The sequence below is a fragment of the Rhodococcus antarcticus genome (genome assembly GCF_026153295.1).
Classification (GTDB): Bacteria; Actinomycetota; Actinomycetes; order Mycobacteriales; family Mycobacteriaceae; genus Rhodococcus_D; species Rhodococcus_D antarcticus.
Genome location: NZ_CP110615.1, coordinates 20,893 through 43,840 on the forward strand (window position 1 = coordinate 20,893; position 22,948 = coordinate 43,840).

The 22,948-nt window shown below is 69.6% G+C and carries 21 protein-coding genes and 1 pseudogene; 10 read left to right on the top strand and 12 right to left on the bottom strand.

Annotated elements, in window-relative coordinates:
- The first annotated feature begins 436 nt into the window (after positions 1–436).
- Positions 437–1,390, top strand: a complete 954-nt coding sequence (locus tag RHODO2019_RS19245) for a glycosyltransferase family 2 protein (RefSeq protein WP_354005555.1) — start codon at positions 437–439, stop codon at positions 1,388–1,390.
- A gap of 45 nt (positions 1,391–1,435) precedes the next feature.
- On the opposite strand, the gene RHODO2019_RS00095 is transcribed toward RHODO2019_RS19245, so the two are convergent.
- On the bottom strand, positions 1,436–2,368 hold the full coding sequence (locus tag RHODO2019_RS00095) for a glycosyltransferase family 2 protein (RefSeq protein ID WP_265383066.1): 933 nt from the start codon (positions 2,366–2,368) through the stop codon (positions 1,436–1,438).
- Positions 2,369–2,489: 121 nt separating this feature from the next.
- Here RHODO2019_RS00095 and RHODO2019_RS00100 point away from each other — a divergent pair, with 121 nt between their 5' ends.
- Both RHODO2019_RS00100 and RHODO2019_RS00105 read left to right on the top strand, forming a co-directional pair.
- Positions 2,490–4,319 carry an ABC transporter ATP-binding protein gene (locus RHODO2019_RS00100; protein ID WP_265383067.1) on the top strand — a complete coding sequence of 610 codons (1,830 nt, stop codon included), beginning with the start codon at positions 2,490–2,492 and terminating at the stop codon, positions 4,317–4,319.
- A gap of 95 nt (positions 4,320–4,414) precedes the next feature.
- Positions 4,415–5,155, top strand: coding sequence for an alpha-1,2-fucosyltransferase (locus RHODO2019_RS00105; RefSeq protein ID WP_265383068.1), 741 nt, complete (start codon positions 4,415–4,417; stop codon positions 5,153–5,155).
- A gap of 10 nt (positions 5,156–5,165) precedes the next feature.
- On the opposite strand, the gene RHODO2019_RS00110 is transcribed toward RHODO2019_RS00105, so the two are convergent.
- From RHODO2019_RS00110 to RHODO2019_RS00120, 3 genes are all read right to left on the bottom strand, one after another.
- Entirely contained in the window at positions 5,166–6,236 is a 1,071-nt protein-coding gene (locus RHODO2019_RS00110; protein WP_354005556.1) for an acyltransferase family protein, read from the bottom strand.
- Positions 6,233–6,919 carry an FkbM family methyltransferase gene (locus tag RHODO2019_RS00115; RefSeq protein WP_265383070.1) on the bottom strand — a complete coding sequence of 229 codons (687 nt, stop codon included), beginning with the start codon at positions 6,917–6,919 and terminating at the stop codon, positions 6,233–6,235. Before RHODO2019_RS00115 ends, RHODO2019_RS00110 begins: the two co-directional genes overlap by 4 nt.
- 81 nt (positions 6,920–7,000) lie before the next feature.
- Entirely contained in the window at positions 7,001–7,966 is a 966-nt protein-coding gene (locus RHODO2019_RS00120) for an exostosin domain-containing protein (RefSeq protein WP_265383071.1), read from the bottom strand.
- A 607-nt stretch (positions 7,967–8,573) separates the two neighbouring features.
- Between RHODO2019_RS00120 and RHODO2019_RS00125 the strand changes: the two are divergent.
- Positions 8,574–9,035: pseudogene (locus RHODO2019_RS00125) on the top strand (integrase core domain-containing protein); the annotation flags it as partial.
- A 113-nt stretch (positions 9,036–9,148) separates the two neighbouring features.
- Positions 9,149–9,328 (top strand): hypothetical protein, encoded by a 180-nt coding sequence (locus RHODO2019_RS00130; protein ID WP_265384915.1) that lies wholly within the window; start codon positions 9,149–9,151, stop codon positions 9,326–9,328.
- A gap of 22 nt (positions 9,329–9,350) precedes the next feature.
- On the opposite strand, the gene RHODO2019_RS00135 is transcribed toward RHODO2019_RS00130, so the two are convergent.
- From RHODO2019_RS00135 to RHODO2019_RS00160, 6 genes are all read right to left on the bottom strand, one after another.
- On the bottom strand, positions 9,351–10,478 hold the full coding sequence (locus RHODO2019_RS00135; RefSeq protein ID WP_265383072.1) for a lyase family protein: 1,128 nt from the start codon (positions 10,476–10,478) through the stop codon (positions 9,351–9,353).
- 52 nt (positions 10,479–10,530) lie between these two features.
- Complete coding sequence (locus tag RHODO2019_RS00140) at positions 10,531–10,938, bottom strand: hypothetical protein (protein WP_265383073.1); 408 nt, start codon at positions 10,936–10,938, stop codon at positions 10,531–10,533.
- Positions 10,939–11,111: 173 nt separating this feature from the next.
- Positions 11,112–12,164, bottom strand: a complete 1,053-nt coding sequence (locus tag RHODO2019_RS00145) for a glycosyltransferase (protein ID WP_265383074.1) — start codon at positions 12,162–12,164, stop codon at positions 11,112–11,114.
- Positions 12,161–12,442: a PqqD family protein gene (locus tag RHODO2019_RS00150; protein WP_265383075.1), complete on the bottom strand. Its 282-nt coding sequence runs from the start codon at positions 12,440–12,442 to the stop codon at positions 12,161–12,163. Before RHODO2019_RS00150 ends, RHODO2019_RS00145 begins: the two co-directional genes overlap by 4 nt.
- Positions 12,439–13,416, bottom strand: coding sequence for a MauE/DoxX family redox-associated membrane protein (locus RHODO2019_RS00155; RefSeq protein WP_265383076.1), 978 nt, complete (start codon positions 13,414–13,416; stop codon positions 12,439–12,441). The genes RHODO2019_RS00150 and RHODO2019_RS00155 overlap by 4 nt, the downstream gene beginning before the upstream one ends.
- A gap of 18 nt (positions 13,417–13,434) precedes the next feature.
- Positions 13,435–14,364, bottom strand: a complete 930-nt coding sequence (locus RHODO2019_RS00160) for a nucleotidyltransferase family protein (protein ID WP_265383077.1) — start codon at positions 14,362–14,364, stop codon at positions 13,435–13,437.
- A 67-nt stretch (positions 14,365–14,431) separates the two neighbouring features.
- Here RHODO2019_RS00160 and RHODO2019_RS00165 point away from each other — a divergent pair, with 67 nt between their 5' ends.
- Entirely contained in the window at positions 14,432–15,409 is a 978-nt protein-coding gene (locus RHODO2019_RS00165; protein ID WP_265383078.1) for a glycosyltransferase, read from the top strand.
- Between the two features lie 40 nt (positions 15,410–15,449).
- On the opposite strand, the gene RHODO2019_RS00170 is transcribed toward RHODO2019_RS00165, so the two are convergent.
- A complete protein-coding gene (locus RHODO2019_RS00170) occupies positions 15,450–16,178 on the bottom strand; it encodes an FkbM family methyltransferase (protein ID WP_265383079.1) in 729 nt (242 codons plus the stop codon).
- A gap of 39 nt (positions 16,179–16,217) precedes the next feature.
- A complete protein-coding gene (locus tag RHODO2019_RS00175) occupies positions 16,218–18,629 on the bottom strand; it encodes a glycosyltransferase family 4 protein (RefSeq protein WP_265383080.1) in 2,412 nt (803 codons plus the stop codon).
- A 649-nt stretch (positions 18,630–19,278) separates the two neighbouring features.
- Between RHODO2019_RS00175 and RHODO2019_RS00180 the strand changes: the two genes are divergently transcribed.
- The 4 genes from RHODO2019_RS00180 to RHODO2019_RS00195 are packed head-to-tail and all read left to right on the top strand — an operon-like array spanning position 19,279 to position 22,846.
- Positions 19,279–19,704, top strand: coding sequence for a hypothetical protein (locus RHODO2019_RS00180; RefSeq protein WP_265383081.1), 426 nt, complete (start codon positions 19,279–19,281; stop codon positions 19,702–19,704).
- A 20-nt stretch (positions 19,705–19,724) separates the two neighbouring features.
- Complete coding sequence (locus tag RHODO2019_RS00185) at positions 19,725–20,243, top strand: DUF3558 domain-containing protein (protein ID WP_265383082.1); 519 nt, start codon at positions 19,725–19,727, stop codon at positions 20,241–20,243.
- A gap of 24 nt (positions 20,244–20,267) precedes the next feature.
- The gene (locus RHODO2019_RS00190) at positions 20,268–22,073 is read left to right on the top strand and encodes a WXG100 family type VII secretion target (protein WP_265383083.1); all 1,806 of its coding nucleotides are present in this window, start codon (positions 20,268–20,270) and stop codon (positions 22,071–22,073) included.
- Positions 22,070–22,846, top strand: coding sequence for an ESX secretion-associated protein EspG (locus RHODO2019_RS00195; protein WP_265383084.1), 777 nt, complete (start codon positions 22,070–22,072; stop codon positions 22,844–22,846). The genes RHODO2019_RS00190 and RHODO2019_RS00195 overlap by 4 nt, the downstream gene beginning before the upstream one ends.
- Positions 22,847–22,948: the final 102 nt, after the last annotated feature.

Here is a 22,948-nt window from a genome sequence, read left to right on the forward strand (position 1 = left end):
TTGAGGGGAGTCCGCCACCTGATCGGGTCATCGCAGATGAGTGTGTCGGAAGCCGCCGCGCCGCCCCCGGCGTTGTTTGTATTGTTGGAAGGGCCCGTTGGTAGGTTCGTTTGCTGGTGGGGGGATAGGTGAAGAACGCGATGGCGTTATCGGAGGCCTGCGCAGGGCGCGTCGGACGGTGACAAACTAGTCAGTACTGGCGGGACGCCGAGGATCGGCGGTCGGTGACACATTTGAGGGCACCCTTGCCGGCGGCGTGGTCGGGGTGTCGGCAGGCGGTGACCATGCGCTGGTGGATGTCCCCGGTGGCCTCGTCGGCGCTCGGGCTGATGGAGAGTCAGCCGAAGTAGACGGACGTCAGTCGTGTCGCCCGTCGGGAGGTGTGCTACGTACCATAATGCCGTCCGCTGTTAGAGTCTTATCGAGGGAGGTGTTGATGAGCCATTCTGTGGTGATCATTACATGGCGAAGGCCATTGCACGTGTCGGCCTGTTTGGGCGCTCTGGCCGACGGCTGGGTGACTCCGGAGGAAATCGTTGTCATTGACGCCTCGGAGGACGATGAGACCGCGAACGTCGTGATCGGGTACCCAGGTGTGACGTACGTCCGATTCCCGCCCGGTGCAGGGCACATGACAAGAGCCCGGAATGAAGGCCTCAGGCACGTCAAGGGCACGTGCATTAGCTTTCTAGACGATGATGTGCGCCCCGCGCGAGGTTGGTCTCAGGCAGTTCAGTCGGCATTCCAGAATCCTGAGGTAGCAGCTGTTGCGGGACGTGTAGTCAATGGTGACCCGGGCGAGGATCAAGAAGGTGTCAATTCGATTGGTCGTCTACTTAGGAGGGGAAACCTGACAGGGAACTTCGCCGCGGATCCGGGTGAAATTATCACCGTGGACCACGGAATTGGGGCCAATATGTCGTTCCGAAGAGATTGGCTAGCGCGACTCGGCGGATTTAGAGACGTGTTCCCCGGAACGGCGATGCGAGAAGACACTGATATCTTTCTGCGCCTGAACGGCCTGGGGGGCCGCTCGGTGTTCGTGCCCTCAGCTGTCGTTCAAAACGACTCCGGTAGCCATGTTGTTGGTCGTCGGTTCGACCTCCGATACGCCGTATGGGGGGAGCACAACCACCTGCTTCTTCTGGTGCTGAATTACGGTACGAGCAGGCGCAGTCCGGTTTGGGCCTATTTACGGTTCCGGCTACCCCAGCTCGCCCACGATGAGCCAGAACGACGACCTGCGAGCCGCGCCGCACGCGGTGTGGGGCGGTTGGCAGGCATGCTCGTCGGCGGTCTCCGTGGGCTGTACTGGCGACAGAGCCGGCGCGGCAGGCAGGTGCGGGAGGACCACGTTGGTCGTGATCTCCGAGTCCGCCTATCTTCCTGACAGTCGTGGAGCTTCGCACGTTTGGCGTGAGGAGCAGCCATCGTGTTAGCGATCGGCAGGTCGTGGAGCAAGGAGCTTCGCGCCAGCTTTTTGCAATGCGGCGGCGGTAGTGGAGCCGGGGGCGGTGGTTGCGGCCCAGCGCAGCTCAAGGGCCAGCGTCCGCAGATCGAGGTGACGTAGCGCGGCTCCCACCGATCGAGCGCACTCTTTACTCCACTGTGCGCGGCTCCTGCGTAGGTTCTCTCGCAAGAGAGCCAGCACCGTGGCGTCGCCGCGTTGTTCTGCGGCTACCAGCACCAGGGCTAGGGCGTGCTCTGCGGCGCGGCGCAGGGCGACGAGGTCGATAGCTGTCATGTTGTTGGCGTGACGCCGGTAGCCCGTCAGCTGTCCGGGAGCACAGGCCAGAGGCCCGGCTTGGAGGAGGCGCAGCGTGAACTCGAGGTCCTCGGCCATCGTCAGCGACGGCAGGAAGCCGTCGATCTCGTCGAGGGCGGTCCGACGGATCATGAGGGTGACGATTCGAGGTAGCGGTTCCGCCCCGCGGAGAAAGTCCGTGGACGACCTCGTTGCTGCGGTCCAACCCCATCCCTGGCTGACGCCGTGGTGGTCCATGTACCAACCGCCGGTGAACGACCCGAGCGCATCGGCGGCCGCCGCCAGGCTGTCGACCTGCGCGTCGAGTTTTGAAGGCGCCCAGACGTCGTCGTCGTCCAGGAACGCGATGAGCGGTGAACTGCCGGCTGCCATGCCTGCGTTCCGGGAGGCGCCCAGGCCCCGGTTGATGTGTCGGATGACCCGGGCCCCCGTGATGTGGCGGACTGCGTGGGGGACGAAGGCAGGGTCGGCGACCCCGTCGTCGACAACGATGAGGGACCAGTGCGGGTACGTCTGCTCCGCCACGCTGCGGACGGCTGCCTCGAGGTAGGGGCTGGCCCGGTTCGTGGCCACGACGATGTCTACCTGGGGCTGAGCCGTCATTAGGTCCTCCCAATCGTTGGTCTGAGGCCGTGTCCGTGGGTCATCGATCCAGCTGCAAGAATTTTCGTACGCACTCCGATAATCTAGTGACGACCACTACGGCGAAGCGGGCAAGGATCACATGACCGTTCTGCTGGTGAGCTTGCGCGACATCCTCCGTCCCCGGGCCAGGAAGCAGCTGATTCTCGGGACCCTGGGGTCGATAGTGGTGTCGGTGCTCGACAGTCTCGGGCTGGTCCTCATCCTGCCCTTGGTGAACCTGGCCACCGGGCAGGACGACAGCACCGGAGTGGTGGGGTTCCTGAGCCGAGCCGTCGGTGAGCCCAGCCGACAGTCGCTGACCGTGGGCCTGGCCTCCGCAGTGGTTGTGTTGTTCGTCCTCAAGGACGTCGGGTCGCTCGTCTTCACGTGGTGGCTCAGTGGGTTTGTCAACGCCGAGCGCGTCCGCACGTCGGCCCGCATCCTCGGGGCGATCCTGAGCGCGCCGTACACGACGATCGCCTCGCGCAGCTCCGCCGAGATGATGCGCACGGCCGACTCGGCTGTGCTCCAAGTGTTCCAGTACACCGTCAACGGGATCATGAACCTGGTGGCGGGCGCAATCTCGATTGTGGCCGTGTTGACGGCGCTTGCGGCGGTGGCGCCGGTGCCCACCCTGGTCCTGGTCGGCTACTTCGGCGTGGCAGCCCTAGTCTTCGACCGGCTGGCCAAGCCGCGAGCGGCGGCGGCCGGCGCCGTGATGACCGACGCTTCCCTGAGAGGGTTTCGCACCGCCTTTGCCGCGCTCGGCGCCGTAAAGGAGGTCAAGCTCAGGGGAACCCAGGCCCACTTCGTGGACAACTTCCGAGAGGCTCAGCTGCGGGGCGCGTACGCCGGTCGGACGGCCGGCTTCCTGGCTGCGCTGCCCAAGTACATCCTGGAGATTCTCTTCATCGTCGCCGTGGGGCTGGTGCTCGTGCTGGGGTCGCGGGGCGACGGCGGGACAGGCAATGCTGTGGGGCTCATCGCACTGTTCGTCGCCGCCGGGTTCCGGCTCCTGCCGTCGGTGTCCACGCTGCTCACAAATGCTAGCAGCGTCCGCATCGGCAACGACGCGCTGCGCATCGTCCACGCTGAGGTCCGGGCCCAGACTGACGACCACGGCGTGTTCGCACTTCCGGTGCTGGAGGGCACGTCCACCACCACGTTCAACGACCGGCTCACCGTCGAGGGGGTGCACTTCCGCTACCCGGGCTCCGACCACGACGTCCTGCGCGACGTCTGGCTGGACGTGCCCCAGGGCAGCTCCGCAGCACTGGTCGGCGGCAGTGGGGCCGGGAAAACCACCCTGGTCGACGTCATGCTGGGTCTGCACACGCCGTCGCGCGGCCGGGTAGCGGTCGACGGTCGTGACGTGTCGCAGGACGTGCGGGCGTGGCAGCGCTCCATCGCCTACGTCGCCCAGGACGTGTTCCTCCTCGAGGCGACGCTCGCCGAGAACGTGGCCTTCGATCAGGCGCCGGGTGACATCGACCGTGTCCTCGTCCTCGAGGTCCTGGCCCAGGCGCAGCTCACGGGTGTCGTGGAGGAGCTCCCCGACGGCATCGACACCGAGGTGGGTGAGCGAGGTGCCCGGTTGTCCGGTGGCCAGCGCCAGCGGATCGGCCTCGCCCGCGCCCTGTACCGCAGGTGCGCAGTGCTGGTGCTCGACGAGGCGACCTCCGCGCTGGACAACGAGACCGAGCACCGCATCAACCAGGCCATCGCCGACCTCCGCGGCCGGGTGACGGTGCTCGTGATCGCCCACCGGCTATCCACCGTGCGCCACGCCGAGCAGGTGGTGTTCCTCGACCGGGGCCACGTGACGAGCACGGGCACGTTTGACGAGGTGCGCGCGGCCAGCAGGGACTTCGCCCGGCTGGTCGAGCTCGGCGCCCTGGGTCCTGACACCGTCACGAGCACTGAGGAGTGAGTCGCCCGAGGGGCGGTCGTCGGTACGCCCGCGCCCTGGCTGCTGCCCTCGTGGGAAACCACCGCGCGGTCCAGCTGACCTACCCGGGTCTTCGGATGGGCAACATCCTCTACTTCGCCCTCCACGCCCACGCCCAGCAGTCAGCGGGTCGCGACGTCCGAGTAGTTGACCCGGACCCGGGCAATGCTTGGGCGCCGGCCCTGCCGCGGCTAGGCGGGTTGATGGTCCCACCGAGCGGACTCCGGTGGTCAGACCGCCGCCTCGACATCCCGACCGGCTTCCATCAGGGGTTCGGCACCGACTTCACGCGCGCCGAGCTGGAGTCGTTCGTTCACGATGTGGTTCTCGGCGCCCGCACGCCGGCCGGCGGGCCGCTGGTGACCCGATCGGCGGCGGACCGGGTAGTGTTAAATGTTCGGCGGGGCGATTACTACAGCGACCCGGTGTTCCGCGGGTTGTTCGGTTTCGACGTCGCGGACTACCTCAAGCGGGCGCTGGTGGTTCTGGAGGACTCCTCCGGGCTAGCCGACAAAGTGCATGTCGTCTCCGACGATCCCGAGTGGTGCCGCCAGAACCTAGGCTGGCTCTTACGAGACGGACGTAGCGTCAGCTGGTCTACGGGTGCAGACGGTGTGCTTGGCAACTTTCTCGACATCGCCGGTGCACGCAGGCTCGTAATCACGAACTCCACTTTCGCCTACTGGGGTGCCTATACCAGCAACGTTCTGCACGGTGACAACCACAGCCTCGTGATTGCCCCTCGATTGCACTCTCGGGACGTCGACGATGGAAAACCATGGCAGCACGATCCGCTGTGGCTGACAGTTGCCGTCTAACTTGGCAGCGTCATCTGTCGAGGCTCACCGGCCGGCGCCCGGGGCCACGTAGTCGTCGTTCCGCAGGCGCCTCGATCCAACGGTGAGCCAGGTAGCTAGCCCCAACGCTCGCCAAAAGTACACACGGTGCGACCGCCGCCAGCGCAGGAAATGTTAGGTAGCCAGTGACGTGCAGAACAAGCTCGACAATGATGTTGTGAACCAGGTAGAGCGCGAATGACCACACACCCAGCGTTACGAGACGAGGATGTCCGAGCAGACCCATGGTTCCAGATTGCTCTCGGTCCACGGCTGCGAGAATAACCAGGGCGATCGGAATTGCGGTGACGGCCACGGGCTTGCTCGTTGATGGCGCGATGATCGATAGCGCGGCGGCGAGAACCAGGGTCATCGATGCCACGGACAATGGCACTGGGCATCGCCAGCCATCTCGGACCCGGTGGGCGAGACAGACACCGGCAATGAACTCGATCAGTCGTGCCGGCGGAAAGTTGTAAGCCCAATAATCGCTAGGTGCGACCCAAGGAATTACGAATACGGCCAGAATCGCGCACAGGGCGACCACTGCCCATTGCTGAGATGGACGCATAGTAGCTACCGTCATCACTATAAGTGGAAACAGAAGGTAGAAGAGCAACTCGCAGGACAACGACCACGATACCTTGTTTCCGGCAAACAAGTAGCTGGGGAACCAAGCCTGGACCAAAAGCAGGGATGTCCCTTGGGCGCGTCGAGAGCCAGCGTCGGTGAGCCCGAGAAGCGCAAGAGCAACCGCAATAGCCCACGTCGCTGCATGAAGGGGATAAATCCGGGCGAAGCGTCGTCGGTAGAACCTTGATGCCCCGGCGTCTGCACTACGGGCCCAGGCGAGGAGGAATCCGCTGAGGATGAAGAAGAAGCTCACCCCCACGGCGCCTTGATGGGCCACTGAGCGCACTGTGGACGACTCGGACATACCTCCGACGTGCGCGACAAGCACTGCCAGTGCAGCAGGGAAACGCAGGCTGGTTAGGGAGTCAAGACGGGCCGAACGAGGCAGCATCCTCCCGGATGGGCGACCGTCGGACGGTACACCGATCATCGTTCTTCGTCCTCGCGTACGAACACACCCGACAGGCCCGCGCGGGCGTGCAGTACGTAGCCCTTCCCCTGGAGCAGCTCAGTGATGTGGTGCGCCTCGTGCAGCTCCACCACCACGATGCGGGTGGGGTTGCGGTCCCAGTCGTGGGACTGCAGCACCACCAGGTCGGCGCCCTCGCAGTCGACGCTCAGCAGGTCGATGGCCTCGCCCGGCGCGAGGTGCTCGGCGAGGATCGTGGACAGCGGCTGAGCCTGGACGGCCACCGTGGTGCCCGTCAGTCCCCAGGGGTAGGCGTCGTTGACGATGCCGGAGAACGTGCCCGAGACGTTGATCTGCACCTGACCGGGTACCGCGTCGATGGCGAGGTGGAGGTTGACGTCCTTCGTGCGGTGGCGCGCCAGCTCCGCGTGGTGGGCGGGCACGGGCTCGATGTTGATGCCGCGCCAGCCCCGCCGGTGCAGCAGGTAGGTGTTCGAGTAGTGGTGCGGGTCGAAGGCGCCGACGTCCACGTAGCGCCCCGGCGGCGAGTCGGCGAGCAGGGTCGCGAGAACGAAGTCCTCCCCGAACTGCGAGTAGGACGGCCGTGCGTAAGCGAGGTCGACGAGGGACCACTCTCGTCGGCGCACCCGTCGAGCGGCCAGGACCCAGGGCCGAAGGACGGCCTTGCCCGGAAAGTTCTTCATGGCACCTCACGCTCAGGGGACGACCGCCCGACGACTCTAACTGGACGGTCCTAGCCTTGGACCTAGAGTTCCCGGGGTGCGTCACTTCCTCGACCCGAGGCCCCCCAGGGCGTTGACGGCGCTCCGCAGGTGGGACCGTGTGCACCACCTGGCGTGAACCAGCTCAGCCTCCCAGCGCGGGCGGTTGAGGACTGAAGGCCCGAACCCGCCCACCACGCCAGCGCTCACCAGGCTCGCGAGCCCCTCAGCCAGCCGGTGCCACGACACGTCCTGGGCGAACCAGGTGTCGAACGCGGCCCGGGTCCCCGTCGCGAGCTGCGGCCACTGGGTCTCCCTGGACTCCAGGTGCGCGGGCAGCCCGGCGAGGTCGTCCTCGGGCCAGCGCACGGAGATGGCGTCCCAGTCCGGGCCCGGTGGAGGCACCCAGCCATCGGACAGGATCACCGGCACTCGGCCCGCGGCCAGGGTCTCGAACAGACGTATGGAGGCGGTTCCGGCGCCCCGAGGGCAGAGCACGAACTTCGAGTCGGCCAGCACGGTGGCGTACCGCTCGCGGTGTTGGTCGTCGGAGGCAGCGGCGTAGAAGACGAAGCCCGTGGTGTCCTCGATGACGGCCCTGGAGTGGTGCAGGTCCAGAACCTTCGAGCGCAAGGGATGCGAGCGGCTGCCCAGGAAGGAGAACAGGTGTTGCGGCAGCGCGACCTCAGGCACTGCAGGGCGGATCAGCACGTAGTACGCCGATGCGACCTGACGGCGGTCGTCGAACGTTCGGCCGGGCATGCTGACGTAGAGCCCGGGCAGGTTGGACCACGGGTGGTCGCGCTCGTCGTAGACGAAGCACTTCTCTGGGAAACGCCGGTACAGCTCGTGGCGGCGAAGCGTGCGCAGACCGATGTCGTGGGGCAGCAGGTGCAGGTCGGAGAAGAGAACGACGTCCGCTGCGCCGGCGTCCGCGCTGAGCCGGTGCTCGCCGTGGCGGTCGAGCTCGGCGAGCCGGCAGAAACCCTCGGTGGCGGACGGCGACACGCCGATGTCGGCGAGATGCACAATGAGTCCCACTCGGTCCGCCCCCTGCAGTTTTCCGCTTCCCCATGAAGATGGTCCACTCAGATGGACATTGCGAGCCTACCGCTAGGCACATCAGGGAATGGCGTATCCGGTCACTAATTCTATCTCCGCTGGTCCGTCTGAGTGGAAGGTCACGGGCGGCTGGCGGAACGGCATGAGCCGGACGGTGCCGGTCCATGAGGTCGCGCTAAGCGAAACCATGGCAACCGGGCCGCTGTCCGTGGCTCTGCGGGGACGACGAAGATGGAGATCCGCGCCTCGCTGGAACCGTCGGCCAGGGGCGGTGCGCTGATTGTGGCGACGCAGATCGGCGACGAGCTCGAGCAGTCGCCAACCTTCATCAACACCGACGTGAAGGGTCTCAGCTTGCGGGCCTGCGGGGACGAACGAGGCCATCGCACGCGGGAGGCCGGTCCTACTCCTCGAGAGCGACTACCGGCACCCTGCCGAGGTCGGAGATGAAGCCCCGCGGGGTTGGTGCAGCTCGTCGCGTGTTGCTGTGCAAGTGGGGGTGACTATGCCGAAGCGGCGAGCTGCTTGGCGGGGGCGGCGTGGGGAGCGGGCTGGGTGCAGGTGGGGTGAGCCGGGGCGGGGAGGTTCAGATGAGCGCCATCAGGGCTACGACTACGTCCACTCCCTGATCGACGACCACTCCCGCCTCGCCTACTCCGAGGTCCTCGGTGATGAGAAGGGCACCACCTGCGCAGCGTTCCTCACCCGGGCCGCGACCTACTTCGCCAACCACGGCATCACCCGCATCGAGCGGCTCATGGCCGACAACGCCTGGGCCTACCGCCACTCCCTGAAGGCTGTCTGCGCGCAGCTGGGCACCACCCAGAAGTTCATCCGCCCGCACTGCCCCTGGCAGAACGGCAAGGTCGAGCGCCTCAACCGCACCCTGGCCACCGAATGGGCCTACCGGCAGCCCTGGACGACCAACGACGAACGCACCGCCGCCCTTGCCCCCTGGCTCGAGCACTACAACACTCGACTCCGCCACAGCGCACCCGGCGGCCAACCCCCAATCAGCCGACTGTCACCAACCTGATGGCCGGGTACACATAGCAGGGCAGGCTGATCCAGGGCCATCGTGTTAGTTCCTGTTCTGTGAGTCGCTTGGTCGCTTCTCGCAGAGCCTCACGCGATAGCCCCTCAACGATCGTGACCGACACGGCTACCAACAACGACGGACCCGAGCTAAACCACCCCAGGGGAGTCCTCCAAGGCGACCTGATCATCGGCCTGCAGCGCTCAGCGATCGGCACCCTCGTCGAGCGCAGCACTCGCTTCACGATGCTGGTCAACCTCCCCCGCGAGGCCGCGAACGCCACCTCGGGCTGAGACACCGCCGACCGTCCAGGGGTCAGCGCGGCTCGAGGATGCCGGCGCTGACGAGCGATTCGATGGCCGTCTCCACCACCGCAGTCGTGTCGACCGCTGCCGGCGCTCCGTGTGCACGGACCACTGCACGGACGAGTTCATCTATGGGCGACGCCACCCCGGCTGCGTGCCACAACGCGGGCGCGATGCCGTCGAGCACGTACACTTGGTCTCCCTTCAGCACGATGAGGCATCCGCCCTCATCGATCACGTCGTCGACCGCGCAGCGCCGATACAGCAGCAGGTCGGCTGATGCTGGGATCGCTGTCGGGGTTGGTTCGTCGGGGCGCGGGAGGCCGATGATGGTGGCGGTAGCCAGCCTGCGAGAGACCTCCGGGTCGGACAGCAGGCCGGTCACCACTGCGGGCAAAGAGTCCGCGTTGCGGTAGGTCACCCTTTGCAGTCCGCCGCACGCGCGCACGAGGTCCTGGACACGCTGCAGCGGACGTTCACGCGCGCCGAGGAAGCTGATCTGGGCGACGAGCTCCGGAACCGCGTCCACGAGATGCAGCGGTTCGAGCACGGCTGGCGCTCCGGCCGGGTGGTCATCGTCACGGTCGAGCATCAACAGGGCCACAAGGCGCAGTGGCCTTCCGGTCAGCTCGCGCAGGCCCAGATCGTCCGGCGACACCTGGTCTTTGTAATGGTCGGGACCGGGGTTGATGACTGACAGCGGTTTCGGATACGGAATCACCGACAGGTCGTCACGGATGGCCGCGGTCTCGTCTGTCACATAACCCAGGCTTTGCGCCAGCGCAATTGAGGCAGTCGTCTTTCCACTGCCGGAACGGCCAATGAAGGCGACAACCGCGCCAGTGTTGGGGTCCGCAACTGCCCCGGCGTGCAACATCAGCAGGTCGAATCTGCGGGCGGTGATCGCCGCCACCGTGACGGCAGTGGTGAGTCGCTCAGACATCGCCAGCAGCGATTGACGAGAATCGTTGGCACGCGGCAGGCTCGGACGCGGTTCACTTGCGTGAATCTGGAGCCGACTACCTGTAACTGACAACTCACGGCAGCGCCGCCAGGCATTGAGAAGGCTGACGTCAACCGCACCGCTGAGCGTCAGATCGACGGGGCAACCCAGTGCGTTTGCGAGGCGTACCTGCATCGTCAGCGTCCGCGCGAGACTGCTGCTGGGCTGTCGCGAAGCGGGGGGTTGCTCAGATGCTGGATGTGCAACCCGTTGCGCCGGTGCCGGTGATGGTGGCCGTGTTCCCGTCGCCGGTGAGGGTGAAGGTCCCGTTGGTGGACCTCGTGACAGACGCGACAGTCACCGTGCTACCAGCGAGGATATCTGCGTTGGAGGTGAAGGTCACTGTGCCGCCGGATGGGGTGCCTGCGATGAACACGGGAAGGCCCGACTGGGCGAATTTACCGGCGATGTTGCCATTTCCGCCAGGGTTCGTGTAGTTCAGCGTCACGACGCTGCCCGAGGGAAGTGTTCCAGAGATCACCTGCAGCGAGAAGGTTCCGGTGCTGCAGTCCGCGATCAACTTGTACTTGAACTTCGACGCAGCGGCCGCCGACGGGGCCAGAGTGACCGAGGCGATGATCGGAACGCTCCACACCGCTCCTCTGGCGACGGTCCGTCGAGAGAACCTCCGGGTGGCCAAGCTCTCGTCAGGCGTGTCGGACATTCTGAAGGTCCCGTCGTTAAGTTCTGCTGGGGTCGCGACCCACCGCGCGATCGGAGAGAGTCTGGCACACGCTGGGCGAATCTCGACAGCGCGTCATCGGATGGTTACGTACGGCTGACTGCGGCAGAAAGTTGCAGCGCACGATCGCGCCACCCTGTCGGAATGTGCGAGGCGGGAGCGGGCGGCGCGGCGGCCGCACGCACGACCGCGCCGGCGAAGGCAGATCGCCCGACCACAGACGTGCCGGCGTCGGTCAGCGACTGGAACCCTGACGTCGGCGTGGCCACCACGGGTCGCCCGGCCGCCAGGTACTCCCGGGCCTTGATCGCGTCCAGCGACAGTGTGAACGGCGTGATGAGGTGCGGGCACACCAGCACGTCCAGGCTGGTCATCCAGGACGGCACCTCGGTGTGGTCGACCGGGCCGTGGCGCACCACCCCGGCGGCGTCGAGCTCGGCACGGGAGGCGTCGTCCAGGGCGTCCGGCCCGACCAGGTGCACGGTGCCGATGCCCGGGGTGCGGGCGAGCTCGGCGACCAGCGGCACGTCGAGACGCTCCGCGTGCAGGGTGCCCACGTAGCCCACGTGCGGACCCGGCCCGTCGAGGACCAGCCGCCGGGCGTGACGGAACCCGTCCAGGTCCACCCCGTTCGGCACCACGTGCGCCCGGACCCCGTAGCGCTCGTGCCACCGCTGCGCGAGGACGTCGCTGCACACCACGGTGGGGATTGCCAGGGCGAGCCAGTCCTCGGCGGCCACGAGCCGGTCGCGGACCCGGGGGGTGTTGACCGTCTCGCGCCAGTCGTCGGTCACGTCGTGGAACCCGCGCACCCCGTGCCCGGCCACCCACCGTCCTAGCGGGGCGTCGTTCACCCACAGCAGGTCCGCACCGCGCAGGGGCCCAGCCCGCAGCTCGGCGGCCACCAGCCGCAGCCCGCCGGCCCGGCGGGGCAGACGCAGCCGGGGCCGCAGGGCGGTGACGCCGGGGTGCGGGGTGGAACGGGTGGCGCGGCCCCGCCCGGCCGGCTCGACGAAGGTGACCCGCTCGACCAGGCCCTGCTCCAGCAGCTGCGAGACCAGGTGCTGGTTGCGCCGCCACACCCCGTCCCACGGCTCGAGGGAGAGCACCACCAGGTGCCGAGCCAGCAGGGTGGTCACGAGGTGTGGTCCCGGGGCTGGTGGACGAGCAGGTTCCGGGTCAGCAGATCGTCCACGAGGGCGGCGGCAGCGTGGGCGATGGTGTCGTCGTCGCCCTGGTACTGCTCTTGCAGCGTCCGCACCACGTCCTGCCGGCCGAGCCCCTCGGCCACCAGCAGCCACACGTCCGCCGCGGTGCCCTCCAGTGCGAGCCGTTGCCCGGTGCCGGGGGGGGCGATCACGACGGAGTCGCCGTCAAGTACCCATCCCACCCCGGGTGCGACGGTGTACCCGCTCACCGGTGGGCCTCCACCGCACGCCGGGCCGTGTGGCCCTGCTCGAGCAGCCCGTCCCGCACCACCGCGTAGTTCTCCCGGACGGCGTCCGGTCCGTAGACGGGTTCGCCCAGCACGGCACCGTCGGCTCCCACGAGCACGGCCCCGGGGTTGAAGGCGATGGCGAAGCGGTCGGTGACCCAGCCGGCCTGCTGCAGCAGCACCCGCAGCCCCGGGTTGGCGGCGGCCTCCGCCCGGTTGTCCGCGAGGGAGCCGCTGCCCACCACGACCACGTGCACGGGCCCCTCGTCGTTCTGCCAGCGCTCCAGCTCGGGCAGCAGCTCGCCGCACCCGCCGCAGCCGGGGCGGGTGAACACGACCAGGGCGGGCAGCCCGTCGGCCACCACGTCGGCCAGGCTGACCTCCACCCCGTCCAGGTCGGGCAGCGTCACCATGGGGACCTCGGTGGGGGACGCGGTCGGCAGCGGAGCCCGGCCGTCGCCGCGAACGGCCACAGCCACCGCGGCCGCGACCACGAGGACCAGGACGAGCCCGGCGAGAACACCGGCACCGAGGTCCGCCAGGGCGGCGGGCGCCGACGAGAGCTGCGCGGCGCCGAGCACAGCCAGGACCACCAGCAGAGCGTTGCGCGCGACGGTGCCCCAGCCGGCCGGCCCCGCGCCGAGCTGACCGAAGCAGTGGCAGTCCACACTGGTGCCCGCGCGCAGCGTGCGGACCACCGCCGCGGTGAGCACCAGCAGGAGCAGCCCCACCAGCATCGATCCGGTGCGGCCCACCGTTCCTGGGCCCAGCAGCAGGGCCGCCCCGCCCAGCTCAAACGCCGGCAGCCCCGCGGCCACCGCGGGCACGAGGCGCGCGGGCACCCCGAAGGCGACGACGGCCCCGAGGGTGCCGGGGCGGTCGAGCAGCTTGGCCGTGGCCGAGAGCACCAGGACCGCCATGAGCACCACGCGGGCCAGCAGGATCACCTCGGTCACGCCGACCAGTGTGGTCGCTCAGCCACGGCGCGCGCCCCGCACGGCCCGCAGCGCCGCCGGTGTCGCGCGCGCGCCCTCGACCAGCCGGCGCCCGTAGCCGCGGGCCAGGGCACCCCGGGAGGCCGCCGTACGCGGGTCCCGCATGCGCATCACCGAGGGGTGCGGCACCAGCCACCGGGCCACCTGCACGAGCTGATGTCTGAGCGACAGCGAACCTAGCTCGGCCACCCGCACCGCGGTGCGCGAGGCGCCGACGGTGCGCAACCGCCACTCGGCGGTGACGTCGACGGCGGCGAGCGCCGGGGTGTCGCGCACCACTGCGGCCCCCGCCGGCACCAGCTCAAGACCGGCCCGCAGGGCCGGCAGCGCCCCCAGCTGGTCGGCCAGCGCCGCCACGTCCGACCAGTCCAGTGTCGCGTCCGGCCCGCACAGCCGCTCCAGGTCCAACATGGCCTGGGCGGTGCCGCTGCGTGCTGTGTTCAGGGCGACGAGCACCGCCCGGGTGCTGAGATCGGGGAACCACACGGGCAGGTGCGCCAGCTCGGCGGCCACCCGCCGCGCCCAGAGCACCGACCACGCCTGCGCCGGGGGGACGGTGATGCCGGGGAAGCGGTGGTGCAGGTCCACCTCGCCGTTGCCGGGGGAAAGATCCGGCCGGGCCAGCACCACGGCGTGGTCCTCGCTGGTGTGGTGGGTGACACCGGGGAAGCGCTCACCGAACCCGTGGGCGGCGAGCACGGCCAGCGCCTCATCCAGCCGGTCCCGCGGCACCAGCACGTCCACGTCGCCCCACGGCCGACCACCGCCCGGGTGCAACCACCGCACCACCGTCGGTCCCTTGACGTGCAGCACGGGGACACCGGCCCGGGCCAGCAGGTGGGCGACCTCGGCGTGCAGCAGCTCGGCAGCCACGTCCGGGGACATGGCCACGTCGTCTTCCCGGGTCACGGAGGCGACGCTAGGGCATGGCGCAGATTCGTCCGACCAGCCCGACCCGCTGGGGTAGCGTCCGCTGGTGTCCCCGAATCGAAGCGGCGACCTGCTGTGCGTGCCGGCGTGGCCGCTGCTGGAGCTCCCGGCCGACCCGGACGTCGTGGTGGCGTGCCGCCCGGTGGACTTCGGGGTGTCGAGGTGGCGTGCGACGCTCACGCGCATCTCCAGCGCGGTCGGCCTTGCCCGACGCGCGGCCCATCACGATCGCCTGTTCCTCGCCACCGCGGGATCAGAGATCGTCCTGATGGGCCTGCTCCACCGCGTGCTGTTCCGTCGGACCGAGCTGGTGGTGCTCGATCCGATCCTGGGCGAACCTGGCCATGCTGACGTGCTGCGCAAGATCGGTGCGCGCGGGGTGGATCAGTTCATCGTCATCAGGCGGGGAGACGTGGCGACTCTCCACGCTCAGTGGGGCGTGCCTCCGACTTGCACCCGCTTCCTCAAATTTCCGTCGCCGTCGCATGTGGGCACGTCTCGGGAGGTGGTGCAAACGGATGGACCGACCCTGGTCTACAGCGCGGGCAGCGCATTTCGTGACTGGCCCACACTCGTCGCCGCGCTCGAACAGCTACCCGGTACGCAGGCAGTGCTGAGCGGCTGCCCTGAGTCCTTGATCCCGCCGTCGCTGCGTCACAGGGTGAAGTGCCGGGGAACGCTCTCCGTCGAGGAGGGCCGCATCCTGCTTCTGGAGGCCGACATCGTCGCACTCGCCATGTTGGACACGGTCGCATCGTCGGGGCCGCTCGTCCTGCTGGACGCTCTGGCCGCCGGCAAGGCAGTCGTGGTGACCGACGTCAACGGCACGCGGGACTACATCGAACACGGCCGGACGGGCCTGCTGGCTCGGGCAGGAAGCATCGACTCGTTGAGAGACGCCTTAGAGCAGGCGGGGGACTCCTCGGACCGCCGTGCGCAGCTTGGCGCACAGGCCCGGGAGTGGAGCACGATAAACAGTGCGGCCCAGTTCTGGGAAGGCGTGATGGAAGTGCCAACCGCGTAGGTCCGTGTGCCCGCGAACTCGATGATCGGATTTGCGGGCCCTACGTGCGACGGCGCAGCAGCAGGTCGACGTCCAGCACCTGGCCTGAGGACGTGTCGACGAAGCCCGAGTCGATGGAGACCACGTCGAACCCTGCCTCGTGCAGCCTTGGGAGCAAGTCGTAGATCGTGGAGCCGCCGATGTACAGCGGTACCAGGGCCATCTCGATGTCGACGAGCGCAACCTCAATGATCCGATCGGCCAGCCCGTCAAGCACAGCGTGCTCGGCGCCCTGCACGTCGACCTTCAGCATCGTCCGTGAACCCGCCGGGACGACCTGCGCCCACACGTCCTCAAGCCGGGTCACCTCGACACTGATCGTTTCGACCACCGACGCGCCCGGGATCTGCCCGGTCAGGTGGACGCCGGGAAGCAGTGTCGACGACGTGACGGTGTCGGCAGTGACGTGGAAGTCGACCGTTCCCGCAGCTGCCCCGAGCGCAAGCTCCATACCTGACCACGAAGGGTCTGCGGAAAGACGAGACCGCATGTCGGCCATCACCGACGGAATTGGTTCGAAGGAGACGATTCGTCCCCCGTAGCCAGCGCGGCGGATCCAGCTGACGTACTGACCACGATTTGCGCCGACGTCGAGAAGGAGGTCGATGCCGGCCGAGCGCATGGCCGCTTGGCGGCGGGCGGCATGCGTGAGGTCGAGCCGGCTCAGCTCGACGTTGAACCTGTTCGCGACCTGCTTGGCGACGGACGTAGCACGAAGGCGGGCGGTCATCGGCCAAACCTACGGCGCCGGTGCAGTCCGGCGTCGCGACTATCTAAATCGTGCCGCTGAGCGGTAGAGAAGCTCGAGCTCGGGCGCCGCCCGCCCCGGGGTGAAGACCGCGGCGCGTCGCACGGCGGCGTGGCCCAGGTCGTCACGGAGGGTCCGCTGCTCCGCGAGCCGTGCGATGGCCGAGGCAAGCGCGTCGACGTCGCCCGGTGCCACCAGGAGCCCGTCGACGCCGTCGGTGATGATCTCGGCCGGCCCACCCGCGTCGGTGGCGATCACGGGCAGCCCGGCGGCCATGCCCTCCACCACGACCTGGCCCCACGGCTCGGGCAGGACGGAGGCATGCACCAGCACGTCCAGCCCGGCTAGCTCGGACTCCACGTCGCTGACGAACCCGACGATCTCGACACGATCGGCCAGACCCAGCTCCTCGACGAGCCGGTGCAGCCCAGCCGCGTAGTCGTCCTCGCCGAACATCGCTGAGCCCACGATGCGGGCGCGCACGACGGCCAGGTCCGGGTGGGTTAGCGCCCACAGGAACACCTCCTGCCCCTTCCACGGGGCCAAACGGCCGACCATGCCGACCACGAGGGCGGTGCGCGTGGCTCGGTCCGCCGGCGCGCGGGTCGGTTGGTAGGGGTCGTGGACCACCGTCGCGGCCCGCACCGAGCTCCTGCCGGCCATCACCTCGGTGCTGCGCAGAGTTTCCTCCGAGTTGGCCAACACCACCTGCGGCAGGTGCTGCAGGGCCAGCCTGGTCACCCGGACGACCCGGGGCGGCAGGTAGTCCGGGGTGATGCGGTCGCGCACGTGCCACAGCACCGGGACCCGGGCCAGGCGAGCCGCGACGGATCCGTAGAACCCCGACTTCAGCGAGTTGGTGTGCACCAGGTGCGGGCGCAGCCGTCGCAGCCGCAGCGCCAGCCGCACGGTGTACGCGGCGAGGTCGACGGCCGAGCGCGCCGCCCTGATGCCACCGAGCTCGTCGCGGTGGGCCTCTCGGCTGCGCGTGCTCAGCGGCAGCACCTCGACCTTGGCGCCTACCTTCTCCAGCAGGCCCCGCAACGGCCCGTCCTCGCCGAGGATGACGTGGGCATCGATGTTCGTGAGCGCCGCGACGAGGCGGACCAGCGCCAGCTCGCCGCCGGACTGCGCGGCCACGTGGTCGAGGAACACCACCCGCAGCCGTGCCGGTGCCGGGGGTCGCTCGGTAGGGGCGGCGGCATCCAGCACCCGGGCGAGCGCGCGGCTGGCCCGGCCGCCCGTGCGCAGCACCGGCAGGGCGAACGGCCGCGTCTCGCCGGCCGCCGTCGCCGGCGCACCGTGGTCCGCGCGCGCCGCCGTGCGACCCGTGGTCCGCGGTACCGGACGGTCGCGCGCGTCGGCGTACAGGGCGAGATGTCCCGCGGCCACGTCGCGCCACGTGATTCGGGCCGCCTGCTCCAGGCCCGTCCGGCGCAGCACGCTCCAGCGCACCGGATCGGCACGCAGCGACGCCATGGCCGCACCTAGTGCCGCCACGTCACCCTCCGGGACCAGCACGCCGCCGGCCCCCACCACCTCCGGCAGCGCGCCGCTGCGGTAGCCGACCACCACCGCCCCCGCGGCGTGCGCCTCCACCACCATCCGGCCGAACTGCTCCACCCAGGTGGCCGTGCTCCGGCTGGGGGCCAGCAGCACGTGGGCGCGGGCGTACTCCTGCGCCAGTGCCGCGGCGCCGAGCCACGGAAGCAGGGTCAGCGCACCCGCGACCCCCAGCTCGGTGGCCCGCTGCTGCGCTCGCCCCGCCTCCGGTCCCGAACCGACCAGCGTCAGGGTGGCCCCGGCCCCCAGCCCCGCCAGCACCTCCACCGCGTCGAGCACGCCCTTCTCCGGCACCAGGCGCCCCACCAGCAGCAGCCGCAGGGCCTCGCCCGGCGGCTGCTGGTCCCCGGGCACCACGCTCGCCGGGGGCGCCAGCGGCAGCACGGCCACCCGTCCAGCGAAGCCCTTGCCCACCGCCACCGACGCCGCCTGGTGGCTGCACGGGTATAGGCCCTGCAGCCGGTCCAGCGCGGCGCGCTCCCGCTGCGCGAACGGCGGCGGGAAGCGCTTGTCCAGGTTCTGCGACATGTAGGCGACCACGGGCTGCGCCCCCGGGAGTGCGGCCAGCACCTGGTGCACGACCGCGCTGAACGGCTCCTCGTGCAGGTCCACCACGTCCGGGCGCAACCGGGCCACCAGCTCGGCCAGCTGCTCCGGCCGGGCCAGGCGGTGCCGGTTGACGTCGCCAGCGCGGAGCACGTCCAGCTCCACCACCGGGAACGGCTCGGGGCTGAGCACGTCCTGGGACCCCGCATCCGGCCACGCGGTGGGCACCACCAGGGTGAGGTCGACCCCGGCCGCGACCAGCGCGCGCTCCCGCTCGCGGTGGGCCTCGTCCCGCCCGGAGTGGTAGAGCCGGACCACCCTCACGTGCGTCGCCCCGTCTTCACGGCTCCCAGCCTAGGGCGAGCGCCCGTGAGCACACCGACGACGACGCCGACGCGCAGCCGACCTCCAAGTGTCGACGTCGGTCGGTGCGGCCCAAGGTGCGTCGGCGTCGTCGACTGCCGTTCACGGTCGTTGCTCCGATGGTCGTGGGCGGTACGGGCAACTCAGCCCGCGGTAGCGGCCTGGCCTTCGCCGGCGCCAACGCCGTGATCCGGCTCGCCGCCCAAGTTTGTCCTGGCGCCCGTTGGTGCCGGGGCCCTGACCGCCGGCCGTCGTCGCCGGGACAACACCGCCTGATCCTGCTCTGCCACCTTCGTTCCCTCCCCGCATCAGGTGGAGGCTGAGGTGCGTCCGGGCCCGGTCGTGGGTGGGACGGACGCGTACGGGGCTTTCGGCTGTCGAGCTCCGGCGGGGTGGATTCCGTCGGAGCGTCGACGACGAGCGCGGGCCTGGGGTGCGGGGCATTCTGCGGTGGCTGCCCTTAGTGGCGGTGGTGCTCGTGCTGCTCGGCGGCTGCGGGTCGTCGATCACCCCCAGGTTGCGTGATGTTCCGCTGTTCCCAGCCCGGAACCAGGTGGCGTGTTCTACCGTCTCAACCTGGAGTGCCGGGGTTCGAGGAGGGGTGGGGTCGGTGGAGGACTGGTTCAGCGGGGTCGAGGCAGCGATCAGCGGCGCCGCGGCGGGCGCTGTCCAGTCGCAGTCGGAGTGGGCAGGACTCAAGGCCCAGGCGTCGGCCGGGACGCTGCGGATGGAGCCGGGTGCTGCCGAGGCCTGTGCCACGGCGTGCGACGGTGCTATTGATGCGATCTTCGACCACATCAATGAGATCCGGAGAGCCACCCGCGTGGACGGAATGGGGCCGTGGGAGTCCGGCGTCCAGCTGGCGCAGAAGTTCAGCGAGAAGGCCGACGGCGCCGCTAACAACAACTCTGCCGCTGGCGTCCTGACCCTCCACCAGCAGGTGCTGGGAGAAATGCGAGACACGTTTCGGGCGGCTGGGCAGGCATATGCCGCGACCGAGCAGGGTAACGTCGACGTGATTCAGGGAACGGCGTGAGGCGGTCTCTCGCGACATGGATGGTGCTGGTTCCACTTGTGTCGTCGGGATGTTCTGCGACCAGCACCGAAGGCACGGCCCAGTCTGCGCCCACTTCGGTCACGGGATCGGTGGCCGACTTGTCCTACGACCCGTGCACACAAGTCACCGAAGCCATGGTCACCTCGCTGGGTTTTGATCCGAGTACCAAAAAGCCCTACAAAGCGGGAGTAGGAACTGCAACCGAGTCTGGCTGCGCCTGGAAAGACTCAGCAACCCTCACGAGGCTCGGCGCCGACCTTGGCAAGAGCTTGAGCACGCTGGACCAGTACCGGAACAACCCGACGTTCAACGGTGTCACAGAGCTGACCGTTGGCGGGCATGCGGCGATCAACTTCGTGACCGACCGCGCGGGGGGTGGATGCAACCTCGCTGTCGAGATCACTGGAGGAACCGCCATCGTGGCGACCTCAGCTATATCGCGCACGAGCGCACCCAATCCTGACTCCTGCCCGGACGCGGTACGCATCGCCACGGCTATCGCACCCCTGTTCCCGTAGCACCGACCACAGCAAGGAGCAGTCATGGGGTTCGGACTCGATAACCTCGGCAATGGGATCAAGGACGTCGGGCAGGCCGGCGTCTCGCTGGCCACCGGCGACGTGGACGGAGCTCGGTCCCACCTCTCCGACGCGGACTCCACGATCACGGGGGACACGACCAACTCCGCCGCCACCGCGGCAGAAGCACAGCGTCAGCACGACGCGAGCGTCGCCGAGCACCAGCGCAGCAGGCTGGGAGCCCAGCAGCACGCGCTGAGCAGGAGCGTGGACGGTGGGTTCGACGGCCGCGCGGTGACGAGCTACGAGAACTACGCGTCCTACGACCACCCCGAGCTGTACGCCAAGGCCCAGGAGATGAACAGCGCGTCCCTGCAGGAGACGGCGTCGACCTGGACCACCGCGGGTGGGTCCGTGCGGACCACCTTCGAGACCCTGGGCCAGTCGCTGTCCTCCGCGATCGCGAACGGGTGGGAGGGCGACGGCGCCGACGCGGCGTCCGCCACCAGCACCCGGTACGTGCAGCAGGCGTCGGCCCTGCAGCCGGCGTTCGCGCTAACGGGGTCGAAGCTGCAGGAAGCCGCGAGCGGGGTGGGGGAGACGAGCGCGACGATGCCAGAGCCGGTGGGGTTCAACCGGACCCACGCCGTGGTGCACGGCATCACCAGCGTGCTCACCGGTGGCCCCGCCGACGCGGACGTGAAGGCCCAGCAGGCTGCGATGGACGCCGCGCACAGCGAGGCGGTGCAGGTGATGGACCACACGTACAAGCCGGTGATGGTCTCGGCGGACTCGGGAGTACCCACGTTCACGCCGCCGAGCAGCCCGACGACCGGCGACGTGGCACCCACCCCGCCGCCGGGCAGCGGCGACCCGCGGACCCCCGGACCCGCTCCGTGGTCCGCCCAGGCCCGTCCCGGCGACGTGAGCCCGGGCTGGGCGCCGAACGGCCAGTGGTCGAATGGCGCTGTCGCGCAGCAGCAGCCGGTGGGCCAGATCGCTCCATCGGGCACGTCCACGGTGGGGTCCAGCGACCCCGGCTCCGGCGTGGGGCCGGGCTCGGGTGTCCACGGTGAGCCCGCGGCCGCCGTGTCGTCGGCGGGGTACACGGCCCCCGGGTTCGGTGGCGGCGCGGGTGCTGGCGGCACGGGCTACGGCTCGGGCGATGGCGGAGGTGGATACGGCTCAGGTGGGTACGGCTCGGGCGGGTACGGCGGCGCGGGTCCTGGATCGGGGAGCTACGGGTCGGGTGGGTACGGCTCCGGCGGTGCAGGTGGCGCCGGCTACGGCTCGGGCGGCTACGGCTCCGGCGGTGGCGCCGCGGGGATCGGCGGGTCCGGGTACGCAGCGGGCGGTGGCGCATCCGGGTTCGGTGGCGCCGGTGGGTCAGCAGGCTCCCGGGGCTACGGCGGCTCCGCGCGGTACGGCTCGGGCGGATCGGGCTCCGGTGGATCGGGCTCGAGAGGGTCGTCGGGCCTGCGGGGTGGCGGCGGAACCGGTGGCCGTGGGTTGGGCAGCGGTTCCGCCGGCGGCGGGCTGGGCGGCGGTTCGGGGACGGGCGGTCCGGGCACGAGTGCCGGCGGTGGCGTGGGCTCGGCGGGCGGCTCCGGCGGAGCGGCCGGTACCGGTGGCGGCGCAGGCGCTGGCTCCGGCTGGGCGGGCAGCAGTGGCGGACGGTCGGGCTCGGGCGGCGCCATGGGCGGCGGCCGCGGAGCCAAGGGGGAGGAGGACTTCGAGCACAACACCCCCAGCTACCTCATCACCGACGAGCACGGCTCGGAGATCGTCGGCACCCTGCCCATGGTGTCGCCCGCCGTGATCGGCGAGTGAACCCGCGCACGCTGGGGCGGTTCACCCCCGACGAGCTGGGGGTCCTCGCCGGGCTGCTGACCCTGGCTCGCTGGCCGTTCCCGCTGCAGGTGCGCAGCAGCGCCCCCACCGAGGACGCCCTGCGCCGGGCCGAGCTCGACGCCCACGAGCGGCTCACCGCCGGCGGCGTGGTCCGCGGAGGCCGGGTGGAACCCGACCTGGAGGGTGCGCTGCGCACCCTGACCCGGCCCGCGGTGCAGGTCGACGTCTCCGGGTTCGCCGGCCCCGACCTGGCCGATGCCGTGCGCATCCTCGCCGCCCACACCGGCGGCCCCGGGGTGCTCGCCCACCAGCTGCCCGGCCCGGCCGAGCACGTCGGCGGCGACGTGGTGATCGCCGTGCTGCCCCGGGCCGCGCTGCCCGCCGCGGTCGCGGACGCCTTGTTCCGGGCCCTGCCGGCGCGACCGCCGGGCCGGGTGGGACCACTGTCGGTGGCCCGGGCGGACCTGGCGAGCCCGGCGGGCACCTCGGTCACCCGCTCGGCGGGCCGGAGCCCGGTCGAGGGCGCCCGCGAGCAGCTCGACGTGCTGGCCCGCGGACCGTTCACCACCGGCGGGCAGCTCGCCGTCAGCCGGGCCGCGCCGGGCGGTGCCGAGGACCGGCGCTGCACCCTGCGCTGGTTCGACGTCGACGGGGACGGCCGCTACCTCGTCGACTCCTCCCGGGGGGTCGACCTCACCCCCGGGGACGAGGACACCCTCACCCGCGCACTGACCGCGCAGCTGCCGCGATAGCTTCCGTCTCCACCCGCCATCTTCTGACCGGACCAGGGGAACCACACGCACGGCACCCTGGCCGGACGGACGGCGGCCTCCGCACGCTACGGAACGTCGCCC